The organism is Rhizobium sp. A22-96 (assembly GCF_053521805.1).
The window spans coordinates 999,468-1,023,459 of the sequence record NZ_JBNWDQ010000001.1 but is presented as its reverse complement, the minus strand read 5'-3'; the positions used below and the strand labels follow the sequence as shown (position 1 = coordinate 1,023,459).

The window sequence follows — 23,992 nt, the reverse complement described above, 5'->3', positions numbered from 1 at the left end:
CGGTTCCTTGCCCAGCCGCCTAAAGTTTGGCGAAGGCCACGCTTCTCCAGATCCATCCCGCCTCCAGTGCCGTCTTCTGCAAGGGCGCCTTGATGGCGGTCGTGTCGAAGGCGTAGTCGTAGATCACGCCGAAGGATCCGTCCTCGCGAAAGCCATAGGATTTTCCGAAGCTCTTTTCTGCCGTCTGGCCACGAAAGGCCGAGGCTGAGAGAGCAATCGTCGGAACGCCCGCACTCCATTCGACGGACCATTCCTGGTCGACCGACCGAACCTCTCCCTTTTGTTCGTCAAACCGCATCAATACCTTGAAGAGCCGCTTGATGCCGGCCTTCGCGAAAAACTCGTACCATTGCGCGTCAACGATCTTCCATTCGGCAACAAGGTCCACTCCTTCGGCGCTACCGTCCCGAACAACAAAGGGTACTGAATCCTGGTTGAGCGAGATGAGGGCGGTTCGGAGCATGGCGATCGGTTGGCGCCCCACACCTTTCTCGGGATATTTTTTGCCGGTGAACAAGTCCCAAAGGCCCATTTTCGCCATCCGTGTCTATGTGGGGAAGCCGGCGGATAGTGATACATGCAACAAGATCAGCGGCAATCGCCATTTTTGGGGGCCAACGTTCGGTGTCGGCAGGATGACGGGTTCGGTCGGCTTTTTGCTGCGAAATGCAACTATAAAGGATAATTTCTATCTGGTGGTATATCCCAGGTTATCCAATGCTTAACTAACCTATGGTAGTGATGTAGCTGCCAACTATCGCATGACGCATAGTGTGTTTTCCGCCAGGCTTCCATGAGGGAGAAGCTGTTGCGCGTCGGGAGTTTGCAATGACGTCGATCTTCAACGCACCTTCGGCAGCGCTCGCCATTCTTCAACAGATCAATGCTGCCACGTCCGCACCGCAGCCGCCGCAATCGAGCACGGACAATCTCATTGCCGTTGCCCACGGTCAGGCGGACAAGGTTGCGGTCTCCAGACAGCCGACGCAGGCGCAGTCGAAAGTTTCCGAGGCGTTCTTTGGAACAGACGGTAAGGTCAACATCACGAAGCTGAAGATGGATCTCATCGAGCGCACCGGTAAGGCGCTCGGTGTTGAAAAGGATAGCTTCGTTTCGATGGATGACTTCATCGCCGCCATGAAGGAGGCCTTCAACAAGATCAAGAATGATCCCGGCGCCATTCACGCGATTGAGAAGGACCTCGGCCTCGATAAGCTTGGTTTGTCGCTTGAAGACGTTATCAACAGTGCCAAGGATGGCGAGAACAACGACAAGGTGACACGAGCCCTCGAAAGGCAACTCAACCAGGGCAGAGACAAAAAGGATGACGGTCAGACCGGTCAGGTGACGGCAATCGGCTTGGATAAAACCGGCCTCTATGGCCTCCTGTCGTTCTACTAGTTCAAGTCTAAGCGACCGTCGATAAGCCGGGCCGCCGCCTCCGCCGCAGTCTCCATATAGCTTGGGTCGCGATGCAGCAGCACGACGGCAAACGAGCCATCGAGAAGCAGCATGATCTGCCGGGCAAGGGAAGCGGCTTCAGCGCCAGCTCCGGCCTCTGCAAAAACTCCCGAAAGCCAGTCTTCGACACGTTTCTTGTGAGCGCGCGCAACAACCAGGGCGGGGTGCCCGGGAAGGTTGACCAGCTCGACAGAGGTGCGCAGGAAGCCGCAGCCTTTCCATTTTCCACTCTGTGCGGAGCGGGCGAGATGGCGAAAAATGCCGGCGACCTTCTCGGCTATGCTGCCTTCCGCTTCGTCAAACCAGCGTTTGAAGACGGCAAGATTCGGCTGGTCGCGCGCCTCCAGATGGGCGGCGATCAGGTCATCCTTGCTGCGGAAATGATAGTAGAGGGTGCGCTTGGTCACCCCGGCTTTTTCCGCGATCGCATCGACGCTGACGGCCCGGATGCCGTCCTGCTGGAACAGCTTCGCGGCGGCCTGCAGAATGCGGTCGCGTGTCGGCATGGCTTTATCTTTCATGACCTCAAAGTATACCGGGTAGTGAATATACACAACGCGGCAATCATCCCATGCTGCCGGCCATGAGCGACGAAGCGATCCTTTCATCGACCATCAGCGGTCTGCCGATTTCCATTCACTGCGAAGACGGCGTTGTCCTTGGTGGTCATCTCTGGCGCGCGGAGAGGAGTGCCCCGGTTGGTGACGTGATTATCAATCCGGCAACCGGCGTCCCCGCACGCTACTATCACCGCTATGCGCAATTTCTGGCGAGGCACGGCTTCAATGTCCTGACCTGCGATTATCGCGGCATCGGCCAATCGCGTCCGCAGCAGCTCCGCGGCTGCCATTATCGCTGGCGAGAGTGGGGCGAGCGGGATTTCGAGGCCGTGCTCCAATTCATGGCTAAGCATCGCAGCGATGGTCCGCTTATGGTCGTCGGCCACAGCATCGGCGGTTTTCTGCCGGGATTGGCTGCAAGTGCCGAGATGATCGACCGAATGCTGACTGTCGGCGCCCAATATGCCTGGTGGGGAAACTATGCTCCACGCCGGCGTCTCCGCCTGTTCGTGAAATGGCATATTGCCATGCCTGCGATGACCGCCTTCTACGGTTATTTTCCGGGCCGCCGGCTTGGCTGGCTGGAGGATTTGCCGAGGGGCGTCGCGAACGAATGGAGCTTTCGCGGACGCCGGTTCGAGCGCAGCCATCCGAAGGGCGAGAGGAAAGAGGTGTTGCGCCGAATGGCTGCGGTCAAAGCGCCGATCCTGGCGGTCGCGGTTTCCGATGATGAACTCGGCACCGTGCCGGCGGTCCGCCGGACACTGGACTATTATACTGGCGCGCAACGCACGGCCGTGTTGTTGGCCCCATCCGACTTCGGTCGCGATACAATCGGCCATTTCGGCCTGTTCCACGATAGCCACACGGCCGGCTTCTGGACCAATACGCTGTCATGGCTACAGGAGGGGCGGAATCCCTGGCCGGCATCTGTGGTTGCATGAGAAAGCTAAGGGCGGGTCTTCCAACCCCAGCATTGATCTCTTCCGGACTCTCACTCATGTAATCGGGATATAACTTCATGCCGATTATGCCGCCTAATCGTTAGGTGTCACCTCACATATTTTCTCCCCATCTAAACCGGAACGCTCGCAAGAGCAGGAGAAATGCGATGAAGAAGCGTATGCTTGGAAATAGCGGCCTTGAGGTCTCGGCCCTCGGATTTGGCTGCATGGGCCTGAATTTCAGCTATGGCCATGCGTTGAGCAGGGATGAAGGCGTCAAGCTGGTGCGTGATGCTGTCGAGCGTGGTGTTACCTTTTTCGACACGGCCGAAGTCTATGGCCCCTTCACCAACGAGGAAATCGTCGGCGAGGCCCTGCGGCCTGTCCGCGATCAGGTGGTAATCGCCACGAAATTCGGCTTCAACATCGAGAACGGCAAGATGAGCGGCCTCAATAGCCGCCCCGAACATATTCGCGAGGCGGCTGATGCTTCGCTGAAGCGACTGGGCATTGAAGTGATCGATCTCCTCTATCAGCACCGCGTCGATCCCGAAGTGCCGATCGAAGATGTTGCCGGCACCGTGAAGGATCTGATCGCCGCCGGTAAGGTCAGACATTTCGGCCTCTCCGAACCCGGTGCACAGACAGTGCGCCGCGCCCATGCGGTGCAGCCGGTAGCGGCACTGCAGAATGAATATTCGCTGTGGACGCGCGGGCCTGAAACCAACGGCATCCTGGAGGCCTGCGAGGAGCTGGGCATCGGCCTCGTTGCCTATAGCCCTCTCGGCAAGGGTTTCCTGACCGGCGCGATCGGCAAGGATACGAAGATCAGCGAGAATGACTTTCGCAAGCTTCTGCCGCGCTTCACGCCGGAAGCGATGGAGAAGAACCAGGCACTCGTCGACCTGCTGCAGCAGATCGCCGGCAGTAAGAATGCCACACCCGCGCAGATCGCACTTGCCTGGCTGTTGGCACAAAAGCCCTGGATCGTTCCGATCCCCGGCACCACCAAGCTGCATCGGCTGGAGGAAAATCTGGCGGCGGCGGATGTCGAACTCAGCGCGTCCGAGCTTGCCGAAATCCAGCGTGCCCTCGCAGAGATCGCCATTGAAGGCGAGCGCTATCCGGAACAATGGCTGAAGACCACCGGTCGCTGAGCCCAACGCTGATTGCCGGCGGCCTCCCGCCGGCACATCTTGCCGCATTCTGAGAACCCCCGGTATAACTGGTACACAATCATATCGGGGGTTCATGAATGCAGCGGGAGGAATTGGTTGATCTGAATGCCTTTGCCGTCATCGCCGAGGAGAAGAGCTTTACCCGTGCGGCCGCCAAGCTCGGCACCTCCCAGTCGTCTCTCAGCCATACGATCCGGCGTCTGGAGGCGCGGCTCGGCGTGCGGCTGTTGACGCGCACGACGCGCAACGTGGCGCCGACGGAAGCGGGAGAGCGGCTTCTGGCCACGCTTCTGCCGGCGCTCGAAAGCATCGGCACGGAGCTCGCCTCGTTAAGCGAATTGCGCGAGAAGCCGGCCGGCACCATCCGCATCACCACGTCGGAGCATGCAGCCATAACCATCCTCTGGCCCGCACTCGAAGGGCTGTTGCGGCAATATCCAGACATTCACGTCGAACTCAGCATGGATTCCGCACTGCGGGACATCGTCGCAGATCGCTTCGATGCCGGCGTCCGGCTCGGCGAGGCGGTTGCCAAGGATATGATCGCGGTCAAGATCAGCCCCGATGTAAGAATGGTCATCGTTGGCTCTCCGGACTATTTCGCGAGGCATCCGGAACCGAGAACGCCGAACGATCTATCGGATCACAACTGCATCAATCTACGTTTGCTCAGCGCCGGTGGCCTTTATGCCTGGGAGCTGGAAAAGGAGGGGCGCGAGGTCCGCGTCCGGGTGGACGGCCAGCTCGTCTTTAACAATATCGGTATGATCACGCGTGCGGCGAAGGCCGGCTTGGGGCTCGGCTTCGTGATGGAAGATCATATTGCGGAGGAACTGGCAAGCGGCCAGCTCGTCCGGGTTCTCGAGGATTGGTGCGCGCCGTTTTCCGGCTACCACCTTTATTATCCGAGCCGCCGGCAACCTTCGGCTGCCTTCTCCCTTTTGGTCGAGGCATTGCGCTACCGAGGCTGATCGTGCCGATCGCTGCATATCACCATCCCGGTCGCCTTGGGCGACCGGGATCGGCGTATTGTCTCAGGCTGCTTCCGGAACGGAAAGCGACGCCATGTCGATGACGAAGCGATAGGGAATATCGGCTCGCTGCAAGGCCGCGAATGCCTCGTTGATCTGTTCTGGGCGGATGATCCGGCACTCGGGCAGGATGCCCTTTCGTGCGCAGAAATCGATCACTTCCTGAGTCTCGCGCATGCCGCCGATCGGCGATCCGGCAACGCGACGGCGGCCGACCAGGAAAGGCAGGCCGTTGACTTCGCCCCAGGGGCCGACCTGGCCGACAATGACAAGCGTTCCGTCGACGTCGAGCAGCGGCATATAGGCATCGAGATCGTGCTTGACCGGGACAGTATCGATGATCAGGTCGAAGGCGTTGGCTGCGGCTTGCATTGCCGTTGTATTGCTCGAGACAAGGAAATTGTCCGCGCCAATTTCGCGGGCCGCCTTCTCCTTGTCGGGCGAGCGCGAAATCATCGTCACCTTGGCACCCATGGCTGCCGCGAGCTTGACGGCCATGTGGCCGAGGCCGCCCATGCCGATGACGCCGACGCGGCTATGCGGGCCGACATTCCAGGTGCGCAGCGGCGAGTAGGTCGTGATGCCGGCGCAAAGGATCGGAGCGGTGCGGGAGATGTCCATGCCCTCGGGCACGGTGCAGACGAACTCCTCACGCACGACGATATGCTTGGAATAACCGCCCTTGGTGATCGAACCGTCGATGCGATCGGGGGTGCTGTAGGTGCCGGTATTGCCCTCGCGGCAGAACTGTTCCTCGCCGCGGCGGCACTGATCGCAATGCTGGCAGCTGTCGACCATGCAGCCGACTGCGCCGTGGTCACCCACCTTGAACTTGGTGACGTCGCTGCCGATCTCGATGACGCGGCCGACGATTTCATGGCCCGGAACCAGCGGATAGAGCGTAAAACCCCAGTCATTATGCGCCATATGGACATCCGAATGGCAGATGCCAGCATAGACGATTTCCATCACAACGTCATTCGCTCGTGGTGCGCGACGTTCGAAAGTATAGGGCTCTAGTGGTGTTTCCGCCGAAGTGCATGCATAGCCAATGGTCCTCATGTCCTCATCCCTGTTATTTGGTTGTCTCGAAACTTGCTGTGCTGCAGGTCTCGATTATCCGACGAAGATTAACCGAGGCTAGGCATGGCGTTAATAGGGCTGGCTTCGATAGCAATCATGTCGATCATTCATGAATGACTGACCGCTGTTGCAATCGGCGCCCGGTCCTTAATATCCTCAAGGTGGAATGCTTGCGGAGAAGACCTGAAAGGAAGGCAATCAGCCGCTTTCAAGCAAACGACCGAACGTCCGACCCATTATCCGGATTCCCGAACAGTAAAATCATAAATTCGCGTCTTATTCCTTTTCTTTGCCGATATTACATATACATAAGGATTTATGTATATATAAGTTTCAGGCCGGTCGGGGGACAGGGGAATGCATCTTGACGAATTTGTTGCGCTCGGCCGATCGGGACTGAGCGTCAGCCCACTTGGCTTGGGAACCATGACCTTCGGCGAGGGCGTCGCCTGGCAGGCGCGCGTAAACAAGCCCGCGGTGATCCTGGATCGCTATGTCGGCCTCGGCGGCAATTATCTCGATACGGGTAGGGGAGACGAAAAACCGGGTGCCCAGACGGTTGTCGGCAATTACCTCGCACAGAACTCGAGCCAGCGCGACCGCCTCGTGATGGCGGCAAAGTTCGGTGTCAGCCAGGAAGATGTTGGCCGTGGTCGCGAAGCCATCATAGCGGAATGCGAGCGAACCCTGCGGCGGCTGCGCACGGACCATCTCGATCTCTTCTGGCTCGATAATTGGGACATGCAGGTCCCTCTCGACGAGATACTGGCGGGATTGAACGATCTCATCCAATCGGGAAAGCTGCGCTATTTCGGCATCTCCGATGCCCCTGCCTGGAAGGTCGCGCATGCGCAGCTGATCGCGCAGTTTCATGGTTGGGCGCCATTCATCGGTCTGCAGATCGAATATTCGCTGGCAGCCCGGCTGTTCGAGAGCGAGCTCATTCCCATGGCGCGCGGGATGGGGCTTGGCGTCGTCTCGCATTCGCCCTTAAATGGCGGGCTTATCAGCGGCAAATATACACGAAAGAACATCGGAAACCTCACCTCTGACGGCGCGTCGCCATTGGCGCAGCACCCCGATGAACAACGTCTCGAAATCGTCGACGCCCTCATCCGCATTGCCGCCGAACTCGACACCACTACCGCGCGGGTAGCCCTTGCCTGGGTATTGGCGCGGCCGGCCGTTTCCTCGACCATTATCGGCGTACACACCTTGGCACAGCTCGATGATGATCTTGGTGCGCTCGATGTTCAGCTCTCGCCCGAGCAAACGACAACGCTCGACGCTCTGACCATTCCGGTCCACTCGCTCGTCCTGCCGGTCATATTGCAGAATGCGGCGCCGCCCAGCTGCGTGGATTATTCCATGATGAATCAGCGGCTCTCCTGATTTCCGAGTGACTCGCCCTTCTGGCTTCTCTTATCGCCTTATCTTCCTATGTAAGCTCTAAGTGTCAGGAAGAGGAACAGCATGAGCGATGCGCCGCAGCCGCCGAATGTGAATCGGAACGTATTGCGCGAGCTCGTTGCGGGGTTGAGTGACGGCATCATCCTGCTCGATCCCGAGGGCGCGATTTCCTGGGCAAATAGTGCTGCATTGCAGATGCACCGGGTCTCCGCGCTTGAGGAGCTTGGCAATGATGCCGCCGGCTATCGGCAGGCTTTTACGCTGCGCTACCGCAACAATCATCTGCTGGAGGAAGGGCAGTATCCGATCGAGCGGCTGCTGAACGGAGAGACTGTCGACGAAGTGACGGTCGAGATATCGCCTGCGGCGGATCTCGATCTCATCTGGGTGCATACCGTTCGCAGCCTGATCATTGCCGATGCTGGTGCGCGGCCGGACGTGCTGGCACTCATCATTCGTGACGAGACGCCGCTGTTCGAGGCGGAAGAACGTTTCGAGCGCGCCTTCAATGCCAACCCTGCGCCGGGCCTGATTTGCCGCCTCGATGACCTGCGCTTCATCCGCGTCAACCAGGGTTTTGTCGAGATGACGGACTATTCCAAGGAAGATGTCATCGGAAAAACCGTTGATGAGATCGGCCTCTTTGCCAATTGCGATACCGGCGAGGACGCGTTGTCGAAACTTGTCGAAGGCCGGCTGATCCGTCAGCGCGAGGCGCTGATCCCCCTGCAAGGCGGTGGCGACCGGCTCGTCATCGTTGCGGGAGAGCCGATCGCCGTCGGTGAAGAGCCATGCATGCTGTTCACCTTCGCCGATCTCGATGCACGGAGAAAGGCTCAGAATGCGCTTCGCCAAAGCGAGGAGCGGTTTTCGAAATCCTTCAGGCTCTCGCCGGCGCCAGCGGCCATTTCCCGGCTGGACGATTTTGTTTTCACCGAAGTCAACGACGCCTTCGTTCAGCTTTCGGGCTACGGGATCGAGGAGGTCATCGGGAAAACTGCGAGCGAGCTGCGTCTGTGGGATGACATCGCCGCCCGGCGAGCGATGGAAAAGAAATTGACCGACAATGCGCCGCTCCGCGATGAAGCCTTGCGCATGAAGCAGAAGGATGGCTCGCTGGCTGATTGCCTGGTGTCTGCCGAGCGTGTGGAGATCAACGACCAGCAATGTGTCATCTGGTCGTTGCAGGACGTCACCGAGCGCAGGCGCAGCGAAGCGGAATTGATCGAAGCCATCGAAAGCGTGATGACCGACACGTCGTGGTTCAGCCGCTCCATCGTCGACCGGCTTGCAACCTTGCGGCAGGTCTCGAACGGCAAGGGCTCCACGGCGCAGCTCCTCGATCTTAGCGAGCGGGAGAGGGAAGTGCTTGCTTTGATCTGCCGTGGCCAGAGCGATGCCGAGATGAGCGAGACGCTGCATCTTTCCAGAAATACGATCCGCAACCACGTCGCATCGCTCTACGCGAAGATCGGCGTCAACCGGCGCTCGGCCGTTGTCATATGGGCAAGAGAACGCGGTTTCACGGGCATGTCGGCATCGGCGAAGGTTCGAAAATAGGCCAAAGGCAGCCTCGTTCGGGCTCCATCGGAACGCCCCGCTTAAGAATCGGCATTGCAGGCCTCAAAAAGGCTAATTTGTACTAGCGCCAATAGTATTTTCCGCTCTGAAAGCCCAAGCCGCCCCGCCCTACTTCCTTGTTCATGGCTTCGGTCAAAACCGAGGCCGCTGCTTTTGAACAAGCTAGGAGACAAGACCATGGATAAGAACCGTATCAAGGGTGCAGCCAAGGAAGTAAGCGGCTCCATCAAGGAGGCCGCGGGCAAGCTGACCGGCAACGACCAGCTCAGAGCCGAAGGCGCTGCCGAAAAGGTCGAAGGAAAAATCCAGGCCAAGGTCGGCAAGGCCAAGGACGCCATCAAGGATGCGCTTCGCTAAGAAGCGCGCGTCCGCTCTTGCGATCCCCGAGGCGTCCCGATGCTCTTTCTGGCCAAGCTTTCATCGCTGACGGCGTCGTCCGATAGCTGCGCGACCTGCGCAGCTATCCGGTGCCTGATTGCCTATGCCGATGGGCTCGAAGACTCGCATATCGAGGTTGCCAGCGTCGAGGGCACGATTGTCCTTTCTGGCATCGCATCATCAGACGAAGCGCGTGAGCGGGCGCTCGGGATTGCCGGCGAATATGCCGGCATTCGCATCATCAACAATATCGCCCTCAGCGCCGATCAAGGATCGTCAGATCAGTCCGAGATCGGTGCCTAGGCATAGGGCGCAGGCCGACCTCACGGCCGCGCTCAATTTCCGCAAGGAGACATCATGAACAAAACCATTATCGCGGCTGCGGCCATTTCCGTTGCCTTTGGTTCGGCAGCTTCCGCTGCCAGCACGCATCATCATCCGAAAAAGCACCCGGCGCAGGTCGCGTCCGAGCCTAAGGAACGCCTGGGAACGCTCTCATGCGAGGTTGCCGGCGGCGTCGGCATGCTCATCGGTTCCAGCAAGACGGTCAGCTGCACCTTCAAGCAGAGCTCTGGCAAACTGGAGCGCTACACCGGAACTATCGGCAAGCTCGGTATCGATATCGGGATTACCGGCAAGTCCTATCTGAGCTGGGTGGTCGTCAACACTGCGCCTGCTCGTATCGGTGACGGCGCTCTTGCCGGTACCTATGTCGGCGCCTCCGCGGGCGCTTCCGTCGGACTCGGGCTTGGCGCCAACGTCCTGATCGGCGGCAACTCGAAGAACTTTGCGCTGCAGCCGCTGAGCGCCGAGGCCGGAACGGGCCTCAACGTCGCGGCGGGTGTTTCGCGTCTGCAGTTGAGCCCGGCTCGCTGACAAGCGATCGACAACGGCGCCCGCCATCCGGATGCGCGCCGTTGTCGTTCCCCGCATGCCCATTGTGATCTTCAAAATCAGCGGACCAGCGCAAGCGGCTCGCTCCCATAAACGTGTCGCGAGGTTAGTCCCGTGAGTGAATCCATGAGCTATAACACCAGTTATCCAACATCCGCAGATATGCCGTTCATGCGGCGAACATCCTGGGGCGCGATCCTTGCGGCGAGCGCCATCGCCCTTGCCGTTCAGATCGTGCTGAACCTCCTCGGCGTCGGTATCGGAGCTGCAATCGTCAACCCAAGCAACAGCCAGAGCGCGCCCGGTCTCGCCGCCTCGATTTCCGGGGCAGCCTGGTTCATCGTGTCGGGCCTGCTGGCGGCTTTCGTCGGCGGCTATGTCGCGAGCCGTCTTTCCGGGACGATATCGACCGCCGTCGGGGTCCTGCATGGGATCGCCGCCTGGGCTGTATCGACCCTGATCGTCGTCTATCTCTTGACCACATCGGTCGGTGCAGTGGTAGGCGGCGCCTTCAACGGCGCCACGGAACTGCTGTCAGGTGCGGGCAAGACCGTTCAAACCGCCGCAGTCAGCGCGGCCCCCGCCATTGGCAATATGCCTAGTCCGATGGATGCGATCGAACAGCAGATCCGCAACACCGGCAATGATCCGCAAGCACTTCGTCAGGCAGCGATTTCGTCCGTCCAGGCCGTACTCACCGGCGATCCCGCCAAGGCCGACGAAGCCCGCGCCCGTGCCGCGGATGCTTTGGCGCGTGCCCAGAATATTCCGGCGGATCAGGCGAAGAATGAAGTGGCTCAATACGAGCAGCAATATCACCAGGCCGTCGATGCAGCCAAGGCAAAGGCTATTCAGGCAGCTTCCGTCACGGCAAAAATCGTCTCGACGGGTGCCTTCGTCGCCTGCATCTCTCTCGTTCTTGCGATCGCCGCTTCCTGGATCGGTGCAGCCTGGGCCGCGGCGTCCAACCGCAATCAGTATTAGCCACGAGAAAGCTATTACGCAGCAGCATCCTGTAACGTGACAGAATGATCCAGACGCGGCCTGAAACGGGCCGCGTCTGAATGTTTTTCTACTTCACATCAGGCGATGTCGAAGCGGTCGGCGTTCATCACCTTGGTCCAGGCAGCCACGAAGTCGCGTACGAACTTCTGGGTGGCATCGCCCTGGCCGTAGACTTCGGCGATAGCGCGCAGCTGCGAGTTGGAGCCGAAGACGAGGTCGGCGCGCGTGGCGGTCCACTTGACTTCGCCGGTTGCGCGGTCGCGTCCTTCGAACACGTCCTTTGCATCCGAAACGGCCTTCCACTCCGTGCCCATGTCGAGCAGGTTGACGAAGAAGTCGTTGGTCAGTGTTTCCGGACGCTTGGTGAAGACGCCATGCTGGGTCTGGCCGACATTGGCGTTCAGCGCACGCAGGCCGCCGAGCAGCACCGTCATTTCAGGCGCAGTTAGCGTCAGCAACTGGGCCTTGTCGATCAGCAGCTCTTCGGACGAGACCGTGTAGGCACGCTTCTGATAGTTGCGGAAACCATCGGCGATCGGCTCAAGAACGGCAAAGGCTTCTACGTCGGTCTGTTCCTGCGATGCATCGGTACGGCCCGGTGCGAAGGGAACGACCACATCGTGGCCGGCCTTCTTCGCAGCCTGTTCGACGGCAACGGAGCCGCCGAGGACGATCAGATCGGCCAGAGAAACCTGCTTGCCGCCGGTATGGGCATCGTTGAACTTCTTCTGGATGCCTTCGAGCGTGCTGAGCACGGAAGCGAGCTGGGCCGGCTGGTTGGCCTCCCAATCCTTCTGCGGCGCAAGACGAATGCGAGCGCCATTGGCACCGCCACGCTTGTCGGAACCGCGGAAGGTCGATGCGGAAGCCCAGGCTGTCGAAACCAGCTGCGGGATGTTGAGGCCCGAGGCTGCTATCTCGCCCTTCAGCGCGTCGATATCGTTGGCGTCGATCAGAGCGTGATTGGCTGCCGGGATCGGATCCTGCCAGATGAGCTCTTCCGTCGGAACTTCCGGGCCGAGATAGCGGGCGTGCGGGCCCATGTCACGGTGCGTCAGCTTGAACCAGGCACGGGCAAAGGCGTCCGCGAACTGATCCGGGTTCTCGAAGAACCGCCGCGAGATCTTCTCATAGGCCGGGTCGAGCCGCAGAGCGAGGTCGGACGTCAGCATGGCCGGTGCGTGACGCTTGGAGCTGTCGTGTGCGTCCGGCACAGAGTTGGCGCCTGCGCCATGCTTCGGGGTCCACTGGTGTGCACCAGCCGGGCTCTTTGTCAGTTCCCAATCGTAGCCGAACAGGTTCCAGAAGAAATTGTTGCTCCACTTGGTTGGCGTCGAGGTCCAGGTCACTTCCAGGCCGCTGCCGATGGTGTCGCCGCCTTTGCCGCTGCGGAAGCTGTTCTTCCAGCCGAGGCCCTGTTCTTCAATGCCGGCTGCTTCCGGCTCCGGGCCGACATGGGCGGCATCGCCGGCACCATGCGTCTTGCCGAAGGTGTGGCCACCGGCGATGAGGGCGACGGTTTCTTCGTCGTTCATGGCCATGCGGGCGAAGGTTTCGCGAATGTCGCGGGCCGAAGCGATCGGGTCCGGATTGCCGTTAGGGCCTTCCGGATTGACGTAGATGAGGCCCATCTGCACTGCTGCGAGCGGGTTTTCCAGATCGCGGTCGCCGGTGTAGCGCTTGTCGGCAAGCCAGGTGTCTTCAGCGCCCCAGTAGATGTCTTCTTCCGGTTCCCAGACGTCCTCACGGCCGCCGCCGAAGCCAAAGGTCTTGAAGCCCATGGATTCCAGCGCGACGTTACCGGTCAGGATCAACAGGTCGGCCCAGGAGATGCTGTTGCCGTATTTCTGCTTGATCGGCCAGAGCAGGCGGCGTGCCTTGTCGAGGTTGACGTTGTCCGGCCAGCTGTTGAGCGGCGCAAAGCGCTGCGTGCCCGACGATGCGCCGCCGCGGCCATCGGCTGTGCGGTAGGTGCCGGCGCTATGCCATGCCATACGGATGAAGAGCGGGCCGTAATGACCGAAGTCGGCCGGCCACCACTCCTGCGAATCTGTCATCAGCGCGGTGAGGTCCTTCTTCAGGGCCTCGAGGTCGAGCTTCTTGAATTCCTCGGCGTAGTTGAATGTCTTGCCCATCGGGCTGGACAGTGCGGAATTCTGGTGAAGAATCTTGAGGTTCAGCTGGTTCGGCCACCAGTCACGGTTCGATCTGGCCGACACGGTCGTGTTGCCGTGCGGAAACGGACACTTGCCAGCGCCTTCGACTTTATTGTCCATAATTTTCTCCCTTATGATGGCTTGAAGCATGCCGCCCTGAAGGTGTCGTCACCCCTTGGGAAGCAGTTCGGTTTCGCGTCTGGCGCAATGACGACATGTCACGCGCGTGGAATCTCTAACTATTCTGACCTCCCGCGAAGCGGGCCGTCCGGAGGCAAATCATATTTGGCGCCTGGCATTTCAACCGGTCCAGGGCATCAATCAACCACCGCAGTCAATGCCCTCAATGTGAGCGTCGTGTGACATCGCGGCGGCATTTCATTTCCGGCCTGCGCACTATAGTCAAGCCGTTCCATTAATTTAAGTTGGATTTCCTGATCGACGCTATAAGATGAGCTTATGACAAATCTCACCCTCAAACAGCTTCGGTATTTCGAGGCCTTGGCAAAGCACGGTCACTTCGGGCGGGCGGCGGATGTCTGCGCGATCTCCCAGCCGGCCCTGTCGATGCAGATCAAGGAACTGGAGGAGCAGCTCGGGACCGATCTGTTCGAAAGGGGCGCGCGGCAGGTCCGCCTGACCAATTTCGGAGAGGCGTTTGCCGTGCGTGTCCGCGAGATTCTGCGCTCGGTGGATGAACTGGGAGATCTGGCGCGCGCTTCACGAAACCAGCCCGTCGGGCGGCTGCGGATCGGCGTGATCCCGACGGTCGCGCCTTATCTGTTGCCCACCATCATCGGTAATCTCACCAGCATGTATGATGGGCTTGATATTCATGTGCGCGAGACGCTGACCTCAAAACTTGTGGAGGAGCTGGCGGAAGGAAGGCTTGACACGGCCATCGTTGCCCTGCCCGTATCCGAGCCCTCGCTGACGGAGGTGGCGCTGTTTGCGGAAAATTTCGTATTGGTGCGGCCAAGCGAGGATGAAGGCAAGCCGGTACCCAATCGAGAGGCGCTGCGCGAGATGCGATTGCTGCTGCTGGAAGAGGGGCATTGTTTCCGCGACCAAGCTTTGTCGTTCTGTAGCATTCAGTCGGCGTTGCCGCGCGAGCTTATGGACGGCAGCTCGCTATCGACCCTGGTGCAGATGGTCAGCGCCGGCATCGGTGTTACTTTGATACCGGAAATGGCGGTGGCGGTGGAGACTCGTTCCGCCTCGGTATCCGCTGTCCGTTTCCAAAGCCCGCAGCCGTCGCGCACGATCGGCATGATCTGGCGCAAGACGAGCCCCCTGGCCAAGCAGCTTATGCGCATTTCCGAGGTGGTTCGCCAATCGGCTGACGTCATGCGCGAGCAACACGATTCGATGTGGCGTGCGCAGGATTTCGAATTCGACGATCGGAGGCAGTCACCCGCCTCTCGTTACCGCAACAGTGCTTCTGCGGCTGGCAAGGGCAATGATTCCGCTTCGAAATAGCGCGACCCATGGGTGGGAGCGAGACCTTGTCCACAGACGAAGGAATTTCAAACGATTAAAGTAATTTTAATCGTTTAAATTTTTTAATACCTTGATTTACAAAGAATCTCTTCCATGTCATGCCAATATCGCATGGCAATGGAGGTCGTGATGCAAGAGTTCGAAAACGTAAGAAATGAAATTCCTACGTATGTGATTGATCGTCTCGAGAGCGAATGGCGGATGGTACAGCCTCAGGACCCGCAGCTGAAGGCCGGCCTGCAAACGGCGCGCCCCGAAAACACCGCGCCTGCTGCGTCTGAAAGCTTCGGCTCGCAGGATAAGTGATGGGCCTTGAGGGCTCGGCTTTCGCCGCGCCCTGACACGACGAGATTTTCGGGCGGTGCCTGGCACCGACATGCCTTAGCAATTCCCACAGCGAAATTCGGAACAGCCCCGACCGTGGTCAGGGCTGCCGACTTGCTGTTGGGGTTCGGACAGGCGCCTGTGGTGCTGTCTAGGCGTCGAGGTAGCGTTCGGCCAGACGTGCCCACATGGCGGCGCCGACGGTGAGGCTCTCGTCGGCGAAGTCATATTTTGCGCTGTGCAGTATCGGCGAATTGACGCCGTTGCCGAGGCGCAGGAAGCTGCCGGGCTTGTGCTCCAGGAAGTAAGAAAAATCTTCGCTGCCGGGGATGAGATTGCATGTGGTGACCTTGTCGGCGCCGACAAGCTCTTCCGCGACCGTGCGCGCGAACGCGGTTTCCGCCTCGGAATTGACGACGACTGGATAGCCACGGATGTAATCTATCTCGGCGCTGGCGCCGTAACCTTCTGTGACGGATTGAACCAGTGTGCGGATGCGAGTTTCGAGCAATCCGCGTATCGTCGGATCGAAGGAGCGGATGCTGAGCAGCATCTTTGCGCTTTCGGGGATGACGTTTGACGCCTCGCCGGCATGGATGGAGCCGACGGTGACGACGGCTGTCTGTGTCGGGTCGATGCTGCGGGAGACGATCGTCTGCAGGCTCATGACGAGGTTGCAGGCGACGACGATCGGATCGACTGTCAGGTGCGGACGGGAGGCATGGCCGCCCTTGCCAATGATCGTGATCTCGGCGGTATCGGCCGCTGCCATCAGCGGGCCGGACCGCATCAGCCATGAGCCCTCCGCGGCGCCGGGATGATTGTGCAGGCCGAAGATGACGTCGAAGGGAAAGCGCTCGAACAAGCCGTCATTGATCATGGCCTGGGCGCCGCTTGGGGCGCCGCCTTCCTCGGCCGGCTGGAAGATCAGGTTAACGGTGCCATTGAAGCGGCGGGTGCGAGCGAGATATTCGGCCGCCCCCAACAGCATCGTCGTGTGGCCGTCATGGCCGCAGGCATGCATCTTTCCTGGTGCTTTGCTGGCATAGGGGCGACCCGTCTGCTCGGCGATCGGCAGGGCGTCCATATCGGCGCGGATGGCGATGCTCTTCTTGCCGGCCCCAACGGTAAGGCGCGCGACGATGCCATGGCCGCCGACATTGCGCGTCACCTCGTAACCCCAGCCTTCCAGCTTCTCGGCGACGAAGCGGGCTGTCTCCGCCTCCTCATAGGAAAGCTCGGGATTGGCATGCAGATGCTGCCGGATGCCGGTCAATTCGGCCTTCATCGGTTCGAAATCCGAAAGGCGGGCGAAATCGTTGTCGAGGGTCATGGCCATTCCAGTGGTTTGCTTGCGTGGGGGCGCGTCAAAAAAGGTCGAATGCTGTCGCGCTAGATGAAGCGCGACAGGAAGCTTCTGGTGCGGGGATGCTGCGGGTTGCCGATCACATCCTCCGGCTTGCCCTCTTCGACGATCTTGCCGCCATCCATGAAGACGACCCGGTCGGCCGCTTCGCGGGCAAAGCCGATCTCGTGGGTGACGACGATCATCGTCAGGCCCTGCTTGGCGAGGTCGCGCATGGTGGCGAGCACTTCGCCGACGAGTTCCGGATCGAGCGCCGAGGTCGGCTCGTCGAACAGCATCAGTTTCGGCTTTATCGCCAAGGCTCGGGCAATTGCCACGCGCTGCTGCTGGCCGCCGGATAGCTGCCGAGGGTAATTGTCTGCCTTGGCCGAAAGACCGACACGGTCGAGCAGCGCCCGCGCATTATCCGTCGCCTGTTTGCGGCTTTCGCCGTGAATCCCAACCGGCGCTTCGATGATGTTCTGTAGTGCCGTCATATGCGGATAGAGATTGAACTGCTGGAACACCATGCCGATCTTGCGCCGTTGCAGGGCGATCGCGTGACCGGAAAGCTGCACGAGGCGGCCCCTGTTCATGCGATAGCCGATCTGCTCGCCATCCACCTCGATCGAGCCGCGATTGATGGATTCGAGGTGGTTGATGCAGCGCAGGAAGGTGGATTTGCCGGAGCCAGAGGGGCCGAGGATGACGACCACTTCGCCCGGCGCGACATCGAGATCGATGCCCTTCAGCACTTCGAGATGTTCGAAGTACTTGTGGACATTGCGGGCGCGCACGAGCGGCGGCAGGTTGACGTTGGCGTTCATTGGCCTGCCTCCTGTGCGGGCACCAGGGCGGGCGCATCTTCCTTCATGGCTTTTACTGTGCCGGTGCGGCGGTCGCTGCGGCTATAATGGCGCTCGATATAGCTCTGGCCGATATTCAGAACCGAGGTGATCAGCAGATACCAGATGACGGCGACGAGCAGCATCGGCACGACTTCGAAGGTGCGATTGTAGATCGACTGCACGGAATAGAGCAGGTCGGCCATGGCGATGACGCTGACGAGCGAGGTCGCCTTGATCATGCTGATGAGCTGGTTGCCCGTGGGCGGCACGATGGAGCGCATCGCCTGCGGGATTATGATGCGGCGGAGCGCGCGGGCTCGCGTCATGCCGAAGGCCTCGGCTGTTTCAAACTGACCCCTTTCGACCGAAAGCAGGCCGCCGCGGATGATCTCCGCCATGTAGGCCGCTTCATTGAGCGCAAGGCCCGCGATGGCTGCTGTCATCGGGCTGATGACGGAATTCGTGTCCCAGCTGACGAAGGTCGGGCCGAAGGGAATACCGATCGAAAGTGTCGGGAAAAGCGTCGAGAGATTGTACCAGAAGATCAGCTGCACGAGCAGCGGGGTGCCGCGGAAGAACCAGATGAATAGCGAGGCAAGCGAGCTTGCCAGCGTATCCTTCGACATGCGGGCGACCGCCAAGAGCAGGCCGAGCACGATGCCGAACGCCATGGCGACGACAGTCAGGCCAAGCGAGACATAGAGGCCGCTGATGACGACTGGATCGAAGAAATACTGGCCGACGACATGCCAGCCGAAGTTCTCGTTGTTAGCGACCGACCAGGCGAAATAGGCCGCAATCGCAAGTGTCACGACCCAGGCTGCCAGGCGACCCTTCGGGAACGGTTTGTGGGCATTCGCCACATCCCGCTCGGCCGCATCGCCGGAGGGCGATGCGATATCTCCGGTATTCGTGCTCATTTCGGCAATGTCCCGCCAAGGTTGATACCGGGTTCCTTGATCATGTTGTTCTCAAGGCCCCATTTCTTCATGATGGCGGCATAGGTTCCATTATCAATCAAAACCTTGACGGCGTCCTTGAGAATAGGTCCGAGCGGCGAGCCCTTCGGCACGACGGCGCCTTGATAGAGATCCTCGAAGCCGTTCTTCTGGCCGACGCCGGTCAGTTCCAGCTGGCCGTTTGCCTGCGATACGAAATAGGTGAGCGGCGCCTGTGAAGAGAAGAACGCGTCCGAGCGCTTGGAGCGGACGGCGAGGATCGAGCTTGGCTGATCGGTGAAGGACTGGACTTCGATCGCACCCTTGCCGTCGGTCTTGCACTTTTCCGCCTGGACCTGGATCACCTTTTCCGCCGAGCCGCCGGCCATGACGGCGATGCGCTGGCCGCAGGCGCTATCGAGCGAGGTAATGGCTTTCGGATTGCCCTTCTGGACGGCGAAGACGACGAATTCCTGCACCCAGTCGACGAAATCATTGGCCTCCTCGCGGCTCTTGAAATCGCCGATCGGGCCGAAGGCGAACTGGTAGCGGCCGGAATTGATGCCTGCGAGGATTGCCGGCAGGCCGCTGACGCTTTCGTGCTCGATCTTCACGCCAAGGATCTCGCCGATGGCGTCGGTCAGATCGGCGCTGGCGCCGGTGAGCTTGGTACCGGTGACGATCTCATAGGGAGGAAATGAGCCATTGTTGACGGAGATCATCTTGCCGGAGGTGCGCAGGGCTTCCGGCAGCTTGGCGTGCAGATCGGCGTTGACCGAAAGTTTCGGCAGGCCGGCGTCTTGCGCGAAGGCCGAGCCCGAGATCATCAGGCCTGCCACGGCAACGTAGGTCATTTTCTTCAGTGACATATGTGTTCCCTTTTTTTGCTTTGCATTTCTGAGTTTCCGTCGATGGTTACCTGGCGCTCGTCCGGCTGCCATCGACGTCGAACGGAAAGAGTTGTTCCGGCGTCATCAACCGCGGCAGGATGCCCTGGATGTGCAGCTCGCCGGCGAAGTCTGCGATCATCTTGCGATTGGCCGCAAAGCCGCTTGCATCCCAGCCCTCCGGCAGCTCGGCCGCCGATTTCAGCAATTCGTCGAGCATGAAGGGCGTGGTATCGGCATATTTGCGCCGCTTGCTGAGCCAGACACGCTGCGATTCATCGATCAGGGCGCTCAGCTCGGCAATGACCCAGGGATGCTCGGCGACGATTTCCGCCTTCAATCCGATCAGGTGCATACCCGGTACATAGCCTACATCCTCGAAATAGCGACGTTCGGCGCTGCGAAAATCGGAAAGGAGCTGGCGGAAGGCAGAGCCGCCGGCGAAATAGCCGTCCGGCATGAAGGGCGTGAAGATCGCGTCGAGGCCGCCTTCCTTCAGGAGATCGACCATCGGCCTTTCGCCGGGCGCTGCCTCGATGCGGCCGGGGCGGCCGAAGCCGTCGAGACGGTCGGTGATCGGATGGGCTTCAGTGAGGCGACCGGCATACCACATGGCATCCTCGACGCCGACACCTTCGCGGCGGAGTGCGGCGCGCGTCCAGGTATTGCCGGAGTCGCGCCAGCCGGTGACGCCGATGCGCTTTCCGGCCAGCTGCGCAAAGCTCGTGATCGGGCTGTCCTTGGCCGTGATGACGCAGCGGTGGCGGAAGCCGCGCATGATGAAATTCGGAATGCCAACGACGCTCTCGTCGCCGTCGATGCGCAATTGCGTATAGCGGCTGAACGAGGTTTCGGCGGCGTCATAGGCATCGCTCTTGCCGATATGTGAGATGAGCGTGCCGACCCGATCCACCTTCAGGTCGAGCTTGGGGGAGGAGACGTCTCCCAGGACCAGCGGCGTCATGTAGTCCCAGTCACGAAGGGCAAGGCGAAGAGTAAGGGGCATGAATATTCACTCGCGAGAAAACTTGTTTTCACAATGGTTAAATGTTCAATATGGGTCGATCAAATGTTATTACGTTATTGAACATTAAAAGATGGCGCGGAAATGAGCGAAAATCGGGACGCGAAGTGGTTTGCCGAAAAATTGAACGATCGGACGATTCGCGGAATCGCGATCGAAACCAGTGCGTTGATCCGCGCCGGCGCGCTTCCTGTCGGCACCAAGCTGCCGCCGATCCGCGATCTGGCCTTTGCGCTCGGCATCAGCCCGGCAACGCTGTCCGAGGCGTGGAGCGAGCTCCGGCGACAAAAGATCATCAGCGGTCGCGGCAGAAACGGTACATGGGTCAGTGGTGATCGTTTCGTTGCCAAGCCGGCCCGTCTCGCAAGCGTCGGCGACTATGGCGACGGTGCATTGAACCTGACGGCAGCCGTTCCCGATGTCCGGCTGCTGCCGAAGCTGGAGGCGGCAATGACCTATGGGGCTTCGGCCGAGAGCCTCAACAGCTATGAGCGCAGCCGTATCCTGCCGGAGCTGGAGGAAGAGGTCAGGAAGAGCTGGCCCTATGAGCCTGAAGCCTTCCTTGCAACCAATGGCGGCTATAATGCCGTCTATACGCTGATCAATGCTCTCGTCATGCCGGGCGCTTCCGTCGCCATCGAAGACCCAACAGGCATGCGACTACTGGATATTCTGGAGGATCGCGGCGCCCGCATCATTCCGGTAAAATGCGACGAGGAGGGGCCGCTGCCATCGGCGCTGGAGGAGGCGCTGAAATATCGCCCGGTCGCCTTCATCTTTCAGCCGCGCATCCATTCCGTCACCGGTCAGAGCGTCAGCCCAGCACGCATGGGAAGGCTTGCCGAGATTCTTCGCGACAAGGATACGCTGATCGTCGAAGACGACGGCGTTGCCGATATCTCGACGGCGCCGCGCCATTCGATGGGACATCTCTTCCCCGACCGCGTCATCCATATTCTCTCGTTTTCGAAGACGCACGGCCCGGATCTGCGCCTTGCGGTGCTGTCGAGCTCGCGCGCGATCATCGACCAGATCCAGTCCTATCGCAGCTTCAGTTCCGGCTGGACCAGCCGTATCCTGCAGGCCGCAGCCGCCTGGCTGCTGCGCGATCCCGCGACGGCGGCTTGTCTGGACCATGCCCGCAAAATATATCGGGAGCGTCGCGATGGCCTGATCGACGCGCTCGGCGAGCGGGGTGTGATGGCACAGCATGGAGGCGGCCTATGCGCCTGGATACCGGTTTCCTCAGAACCTTTCGCGATCGTCACGCTTGCTGCGCGCGGTATCGCCGTGCATCCGGGTGCCAAATTCTCTATTCTGAGCAGCAGCCACTTGCGCGTCGCAACCGCCAATCTCTCGGAGCGTCGCGATGAGGTCGCGGACGCCGTCGCGCTGGCCGCCGTCCATACCTGACCGGCCGGCGGCTATTCGCCGGGCGCGTTCGCGCTTACCGTCTTGCTCTCGCTTTTCCAGGATGACGCATATCGGACGAGCACGGTCGCCAACTGCGCCGTGACAAATGCGATGATCGAGATGAGGACGAGATAGAGGGGAATATAGACGAGAGGCTGCGACTGCATCTCGCGGAAGACATGGCCATAGATCTCGGTAAAACCGCGATGGCACATGTAGATCGGGTAGGAGAGATAGCCGAGGAAAATGCCGGTCCGCTGCAGCCTCGCCGGGAGCTCAAGCATTGTGCCCGCAAGGACGATGAGCGGCGAGATCATCACGCAGAATATCAGCGCGTATTTCAGCGAATAGGTCGGCAGGAACAGCAGAATGCAGATTGCCGCGATCGGCAGGATGGCCGCATAGGTGTTAGCGGTCCGCCCAAACGTGGAATTGCTCCGCAGCCGGTAGATGATCATGCCGAGGGTGAAGGAGAAAAGCACCCGCGAGAGCCCACCGTCCACCGAGTGCCATTCCCAGCCGAGGTCGAGCGACTTGTGAAAGAAGACCGAAGCGATCAAAGCTGCCAAAGAAATAGCGGCGACAGCCACCAGGCTCCGGGTTTTCAACCTGAACAGGACCAGCGCGAATATCAGGTTCGCCAGCAGCTCCCAGAACAGCGACCAGGCCGGCCCGTTCAAGGGATAGAGTGGCCAGAGGTCGCCGGCCGATCGCGTGAGGAAGCTCGGCGAAGGCAGCATGAATATGGTCGAAAGAATGCTTGCGCCAAGATCGGCTCGCCCGACACCCGATCCCTGCCAATGCAGCAGCAACTGGATAAGGCCGTAGACGCTGCCGATCAGGAAGAGCGGATAGAGCCGCGCGTACCGGGCCTTCATGAAGGCCAGCACGGTCATGCCGCCGGCAAGCTTCTCGCCATAGGCCCGGGCGATGACGAACCCGCTGAGGACGAAGAAGAAGTCAACGGCGACATAGGCCGACGGCGCATAGGGCCTGTCGAGATGGTATACCACGACGGCCAGTGCCGCGAGGCCACGCATGGCATCGAGTGCGGCATATCTATGTTTCGGTGCGTCAGCCATCATTGGGCGAGACCTCGTTGAGCGAAAATGACGCGCTGCCCTATCCGGCAGCGCGGGCACCGAAGAACTCGTTTCGCAGGTTGCGATCGAGTGGGCGGACACGCGACAGATTGCCCAGCAGCTGGCGGGGATGACGCAGCACCGATGGGTTCAGGAAATGGGTCCGGAGGAGATTGGAGGACTTGCTATGGGCGCCGCTATGCCCGACGCGATAGATTGCGCCGCGAAATGGAAGCGATGCTAGCGGATGACCTGCCTCGGCGAGCATCTTGCCGATGCGCACATGGCTGCCCAGCATCGACTTGATGTAGTCGATATCGGCTTCCTCGAAACTTGCCGGCAGCCGGTAGAGGTCCGATCGGATGATCAGCGACGTGCCGCAGTAATTGGCGAAGTCATTGTGGTGCAGCAGTAGCCGGCCGCCTTCGTTCCAGAGATATCCGCGGTCGATCTTCCAGCCATTGGCATCGCTGTTCTTTCCAGCAAATTCGACGATACCGGCGCTGACGAAATCGTCGTCGTCGACAATCATGAAGAAGCGTGTGTCGCGGGCAGATAGCATGCCGGCCAGCACCCGCCGGCCCTTGTCCAGGCGGAAGGCGTCATAGACCTTTTCGCGATCGGCAGCATTGATATCGTGCAGCAGGTTCGGCGGAAAGGTCACCCGCTCGACCGAGAATTTCGGTGGCAGATCGGGCAGATCGGCGCCTTCATTGGCGACGATCACGGCGCGCCAGTCGCCGTTGGATTGCCCGGAGATAGAGGCTATCGTTTGCGATAGCCTGCTTTTCAACGAAGGCCAATCATTGGAATTGGCCTGATGACGAACAGGAATAATGAACGTAACCAGTGTCATAAACGCGCCCTTTCTGACAGTTGGTATTTTCATCGCTGGGATCGAAGGGGCGCCGTGGGGGACGGGCCCTTTCTATCCATTGTTTGCGATGGCA

24 protein-coding genes are annotated in these 23,992 nt (G+C 60.0%); 13 read left to right on the top strand and 11 right to left on the bottom strand.

All coding sequences use genetic code 11. The features are described 5' to 3' along the window. Positions 1 to 19: 19 nt before the first annotated feature. Complete coding sequence (locus ACQZ6F_RS04585; RefSeq protein ID WP_449092834.1) at positions 20 to 532, bottom strand: hypothetical protein; 513 nt, start codon at positions 530 to 532, stop codon at positions 20 to 22. Between the two features lie 296 nt (positions 533 to 828). Here ACQZ6F_RS04585 and ACQZ6F_RS04580 point away from each other — a divergent pair, with 296 nt between their 5' ends. Then, a complete protein-coding gene (locus tag ACQZ6F_RS04580; RefSeq protein ID WP_077470325.1) occupies positions 829 to 1,401 on the top strand; it encodes a hypothetical protein in 573 nt (190 codons plus the stop codon). Here ACQZ6F_RS04580 and ACQZ6F_RS04575 read toward each other — a convergent pair. Next, positions 1,398 to 1,982 carry a TetR/AcrR family transcriptional regulator gene (locus ACQZ6F_RS04575; RefSeq protein WP_449092833.1) on the bottom strand — a complete coding sequence of 195 codons (585 nt, stop codon included), beginning with the start codon at positions 1,980 to 1,982 and terminating at the stop codon, positions 1,398 to 1,400. The genes ACQZ6F_RS04580 and ACQZ6F_RS04575 overlap by 4 nt on opposite strands. A gap of 62 nt (positions 1,983 to 2,044) precedes the next feature. Here ACQZ6F_RS04575 and ACQZ6F_RS04570 point away from each other — a divergent pair, with 62 nt between their 5' ends. The 3 genes from ACQZ6F_RS04570 (at position 2,045) to ACQZ6F_RS04560 (ending at position 5,114) form a co-directional block, all read left to right on the top strand. Beyond that, positions 2,045 to 2,965 (top strand): alpha/beta hydrolase family protein, encoded by a 921-nt coding sequence (locus ACQZ6F_RS04570; RefSeq protein WP_449092832.1) that lies wholly within the window; start codon positions 2,045 to 2,047, stop codon positions 2,963 to 2,965. Between the two features lie 167 nt (positions 2,966 to 3,132). Next, entirely contained in the window at positions 3,133 to 4,122 is a 990-nt protein-coding gene (locus tag ACQZ6F_RS04565; RefSeq protein WP_449092831.1) for an aldo/keto reductase, read from the top strand. A gap of 98 nt (positions 4,123 to 4,220) precedes the next feature. Further along, positions 4,221 to 5,114, top strand: coding sequence for a LysR family transcriptional regulator (locus ACQZ6F_RS04560; protein ID WP_449092830.1), 894 nt, complete (start codon positions 4,221 to 4,223; stop codon positions 5,112 to 5,114). A gap of 63 nt (positions 5,115 to 5,177) precedes the next feature. Here ACQZ6F_RS04560 and ACQZ6F_RS04555 read toward each other — a convergent pair whose 3' ends face one another. Continuing rightward, on the bottom strand, positions 5,178 to 6,236 hold the full coding sequence (locus ACQZ6F_RS04555; RefSeq protein ID WP_449092829.1) for an NAD(P)-dependent alcohol dehydrogenase: 1,059 nt from the start codon (positions 6,234 to 6,236) through the stop codon (positions 5,178 to 5,180). A gap of 378 nt (positions 6,237 to 6,614) precedes the next feature. On the opposite strand from ACQZ6F_RS04555, the gene ACQZ6F_RS04550 reads away from it, so the two are divergent. The 6 genes from ACQZ6F_RS04550 (at position 6,615) to ACQZ6F_RS04525 (ending at position 11,504) form a co-directional block, all read left to right on the top strand. Next, the gene (locus ACQZ6F_RS04550) at positions 6,615 to 7,649 is read left to right on the top strand and encodes an aldo/keto reductase (protein ID WP_449092828.1); all 1,035 of its coding nucleotides are present in this window, start codon (positions 6,615 to 6,617) and stop codon (positions 7,647 to 7,649) included. Between the two features lie 81 nt (positions 7,650 to 7,730). Next, the gene (locus ACQZ6F_RS04545; RefSeq protein WP_449092827.1) at positions 7,731 to 9,227 is read left to right on the top strand and encodes a PAS domain S-box protein; all 1,497 of its coding nucleotides are present in this window, start codon (positions 7,731 to 7,733) and stop codon (positions 9,225 to 9,227) included. 198 nt (positions 9,228 to 9,425) lie between these two features. After that, positions 9,426 to 9,605: a CsbD family protein gene (locus ACQZ6F_RS04540; protein WP_068395212.1), complete on the top strand. Its 180-nt coding sequence runs from the start codon at positions 9,426 to 9,428 to the stop codon at positions 9,603 to 9,605. Positions 9,606 to 9,644: 39 nt separating this feature from the next. After that, positions 9,645 to 9,929 carry a BON domain-containing protein gene (locus ACQZ6F_RS04535; protein ID WP_449092826.1) on the top strand — a complete coding sequence of 95 codons (285 nt, stop codon included), beginning with the start codon at positions 9,645 to 9,647 and terminating at the stop codon, positions 9,927 to 9,929. Positions 9,930 to 9,983: 54 nt separating this feature from the next. Further along, positions 9,984 to 10,502: a DUF992 domain-containing protein gene (locus ACQZ6F_RS04530; RefSeq protein ID WP_174073870.1), complete on the top strand. Its 519-nt coding sequence runs from the start codon at positions 9,984 to 9,986 to the stop codon at positions 10,500 to 10,502. 144 nt (positions 10,503 to 10,646) lie between these two features. Continuing rightward, the gene (locus tag ACQZ6F_RS04525; protein WP_449092825.1) at positions 10,647 to 11,504 is read left to right on the top strand and encodes a PhnA-like protein; all 858 of its coding nucleotides are present in this window, start codon (positions 10,647 to 10,649) and stop codon (positions 11,502 to 11,504) included. A 98-nt stretch (positions 11,505 to 11,602) separates the two neighbouring features. Here ACQZ6F_RS04525 and katG read toward each other — a convergent pair whose 3' ends face one another. Beyond that, on the bottom strand, positions 11,603 to 13,801 hold the full coding sequence (katG, locus tag ACQZ6F_RS04520) for a catalase/peroxidase HPI (RefSeq protein WP_449092824.1): 2,199 nt from the start codon (positions 13,799 to 13,801) through the stop codon (positions 11,603 to 11,605). A gap of 339 nt (positions 13,802 to 14,140) precedes the next feature. Here katG and ACQZ6F_RS04515 point away from each other — a divergent pair, with 339 nt between their 5' ends. Both ACQZ6F_RS04515 and ACQZ6F_RS04510 read left to right on the top strand, forming a co-directional pair. Beyond that, positions 14,141 to 15,160 carry a LysR substrate-binding domain-containing protein gene (locus tag ACQZ6F_RS04515; RefSeq protein ID WP_449092823.1) on the top strand — a complete coding sequence of 340 codons (1,020 nt, stop codon included), beginning with the start codon at positions 14,141 to 14,143 and terminating at the stop codon, positions 15,158 to 15,160. A 150-nt stretch (positions 15,161 to 15,310) separates the two neighbouring features. Beyond that, entirely contained in the window at positions 15,311 to 15,487 is a 177-nt protein-coding gene (locus ACQZ6F_RS04510) for a hypothetical protein (protein WP_449092822.1), read from the top strand. Positions 15,488 to 15,656: 169 nt separating this feature from the next. Here the strand turns inward: ACQZ6F_RS04510 and ACQZ6F_RS04505 are convergent, their stop codons facing one another. From ACQZ6F_RS04505 to ACQZ6F_RS04485, 5 genes are read right to left on the bottom strand one after another with little or no spacing between them, the layout of a single operon-like run. Further along, a complete protein-coding gene (locus tag ACQZ6F_RS04505) occupies positions 15,657 to 16,838 on the bottom strand; it encodes a M20 aminoacylase family protein (RefSeq protein ID WP_449092821.1) in 1,182 nt (393 codons plus the stop codon). 59 nt (positions 16,839 to 16,897) lie between these two features. Continuing rightward, positions 16,898 to 17,677 carry an amino acid ABC transporter ATP-binding protein gene (locus ACQZ6F_RS04500; protein WP_449092820.1) on the bottom strand — a complete coding sequence of 260 codons (780 nt, stop codon included), beginning with the start codon at positions 17,675 to 17,677 and terminating at the stop codon, positions 16,898 to 16,900. Beyond that, a complete protein-coding gene (locus ACQZ6F_RS04495; protein WP_449092819.1) occupies positions 17,674 to 18,618 on the bottom strand; it encodes an amino acid ABC transporter permease in 945 nt (314 codons plus the stop codon). Before ACQZ6F_RS04495 ends, ACQZ6F_RS04500 begins: the two co-directional genes overlap by 4 nt. Continuing rightward, positions 18,615 to 19,505 carry an ABC transporter substrate-binding protein gene (locus ACQZ6F_RS04490; RefSeq protein ID WP_449092818.1) on the bottom strand — a complete coding sequence of 297 codons (891 nt, stop codon included), beginning with the start codon at positions 19,503 to 19,505 and terminating at the stop codon, positions 18,615 to 18,617. The genes ACQZ6F_RS04495 and ACQZ6F_RS04490 overlap by 4 nt, the downstream gene beginning before the upstream one ends. Before the next feature lie 46 nt (positions 19,506 to 19,551). Continuing rightward, entirely contained in the window at positions 19,552 to 20,529 is a 978-nt protein-coding gene (locus tag ACQZ6F_RS04485) for an ABC transporter substrate-binding protein (RefSeq protein ID WP_449092817.1), read from the bottom strand. Between the two features lie 102 nt (positions 20,530 to 20,631). Here ACQZ6F_RS04485 and ACQZ6F_RS04480 point away from each other — a divergent pair, with 102 nt between their 5' ends. Beyond that, positions 20,632 to 21,960, top strand: coding sequence for an aminotransferase-like domain-containing protein (locus ACQZ6F_RS04480; RefSeq protein WP_449092816.1), 1,329 nt, complete (start codon positions 20,632 to 20,634; stop codon positions 21,958 to 21,960). A gap of 11 nt (positions 21,961 to 21,971) precedes the next feature. On the opposite strand, the gene ACQZ6F_RS04475 is transcribed toward ACQZ6F_RS04480, so the two are convergent. Both ACQZ6F_RS04475 and ACQZ6F_RS04470 read right to left on the bottom strand, forming a co-directional pair. Then, positions 21,972 to 23,045, bottom strand: a complete 1,074-nt coding sequence (locus ACQZ6F_RS04475) for an acyltransferase family protein (protein WP_449092815.1) — start codon at positions 23,043 to 23,045, stop codon at positions 21,972 to 21,974. Between the two features lie 37 nt (positions 23,046 to 23,082). After that, positions 23,083 to 23,898 carry a galactosyl transferase gene (locus ACQZ6F_RS04470; protein ID WP_449092814.1) on the bottom strand — a complete coding sequence of 272 codons (816 nt, stop codon included), beginning with the start codon at positions 23,896 to 23,898 and terminating at the stop codon, positions 23,083 to 23,085. Positions 23,899 to 23,992: the final 94 nt, after the last annotated feature.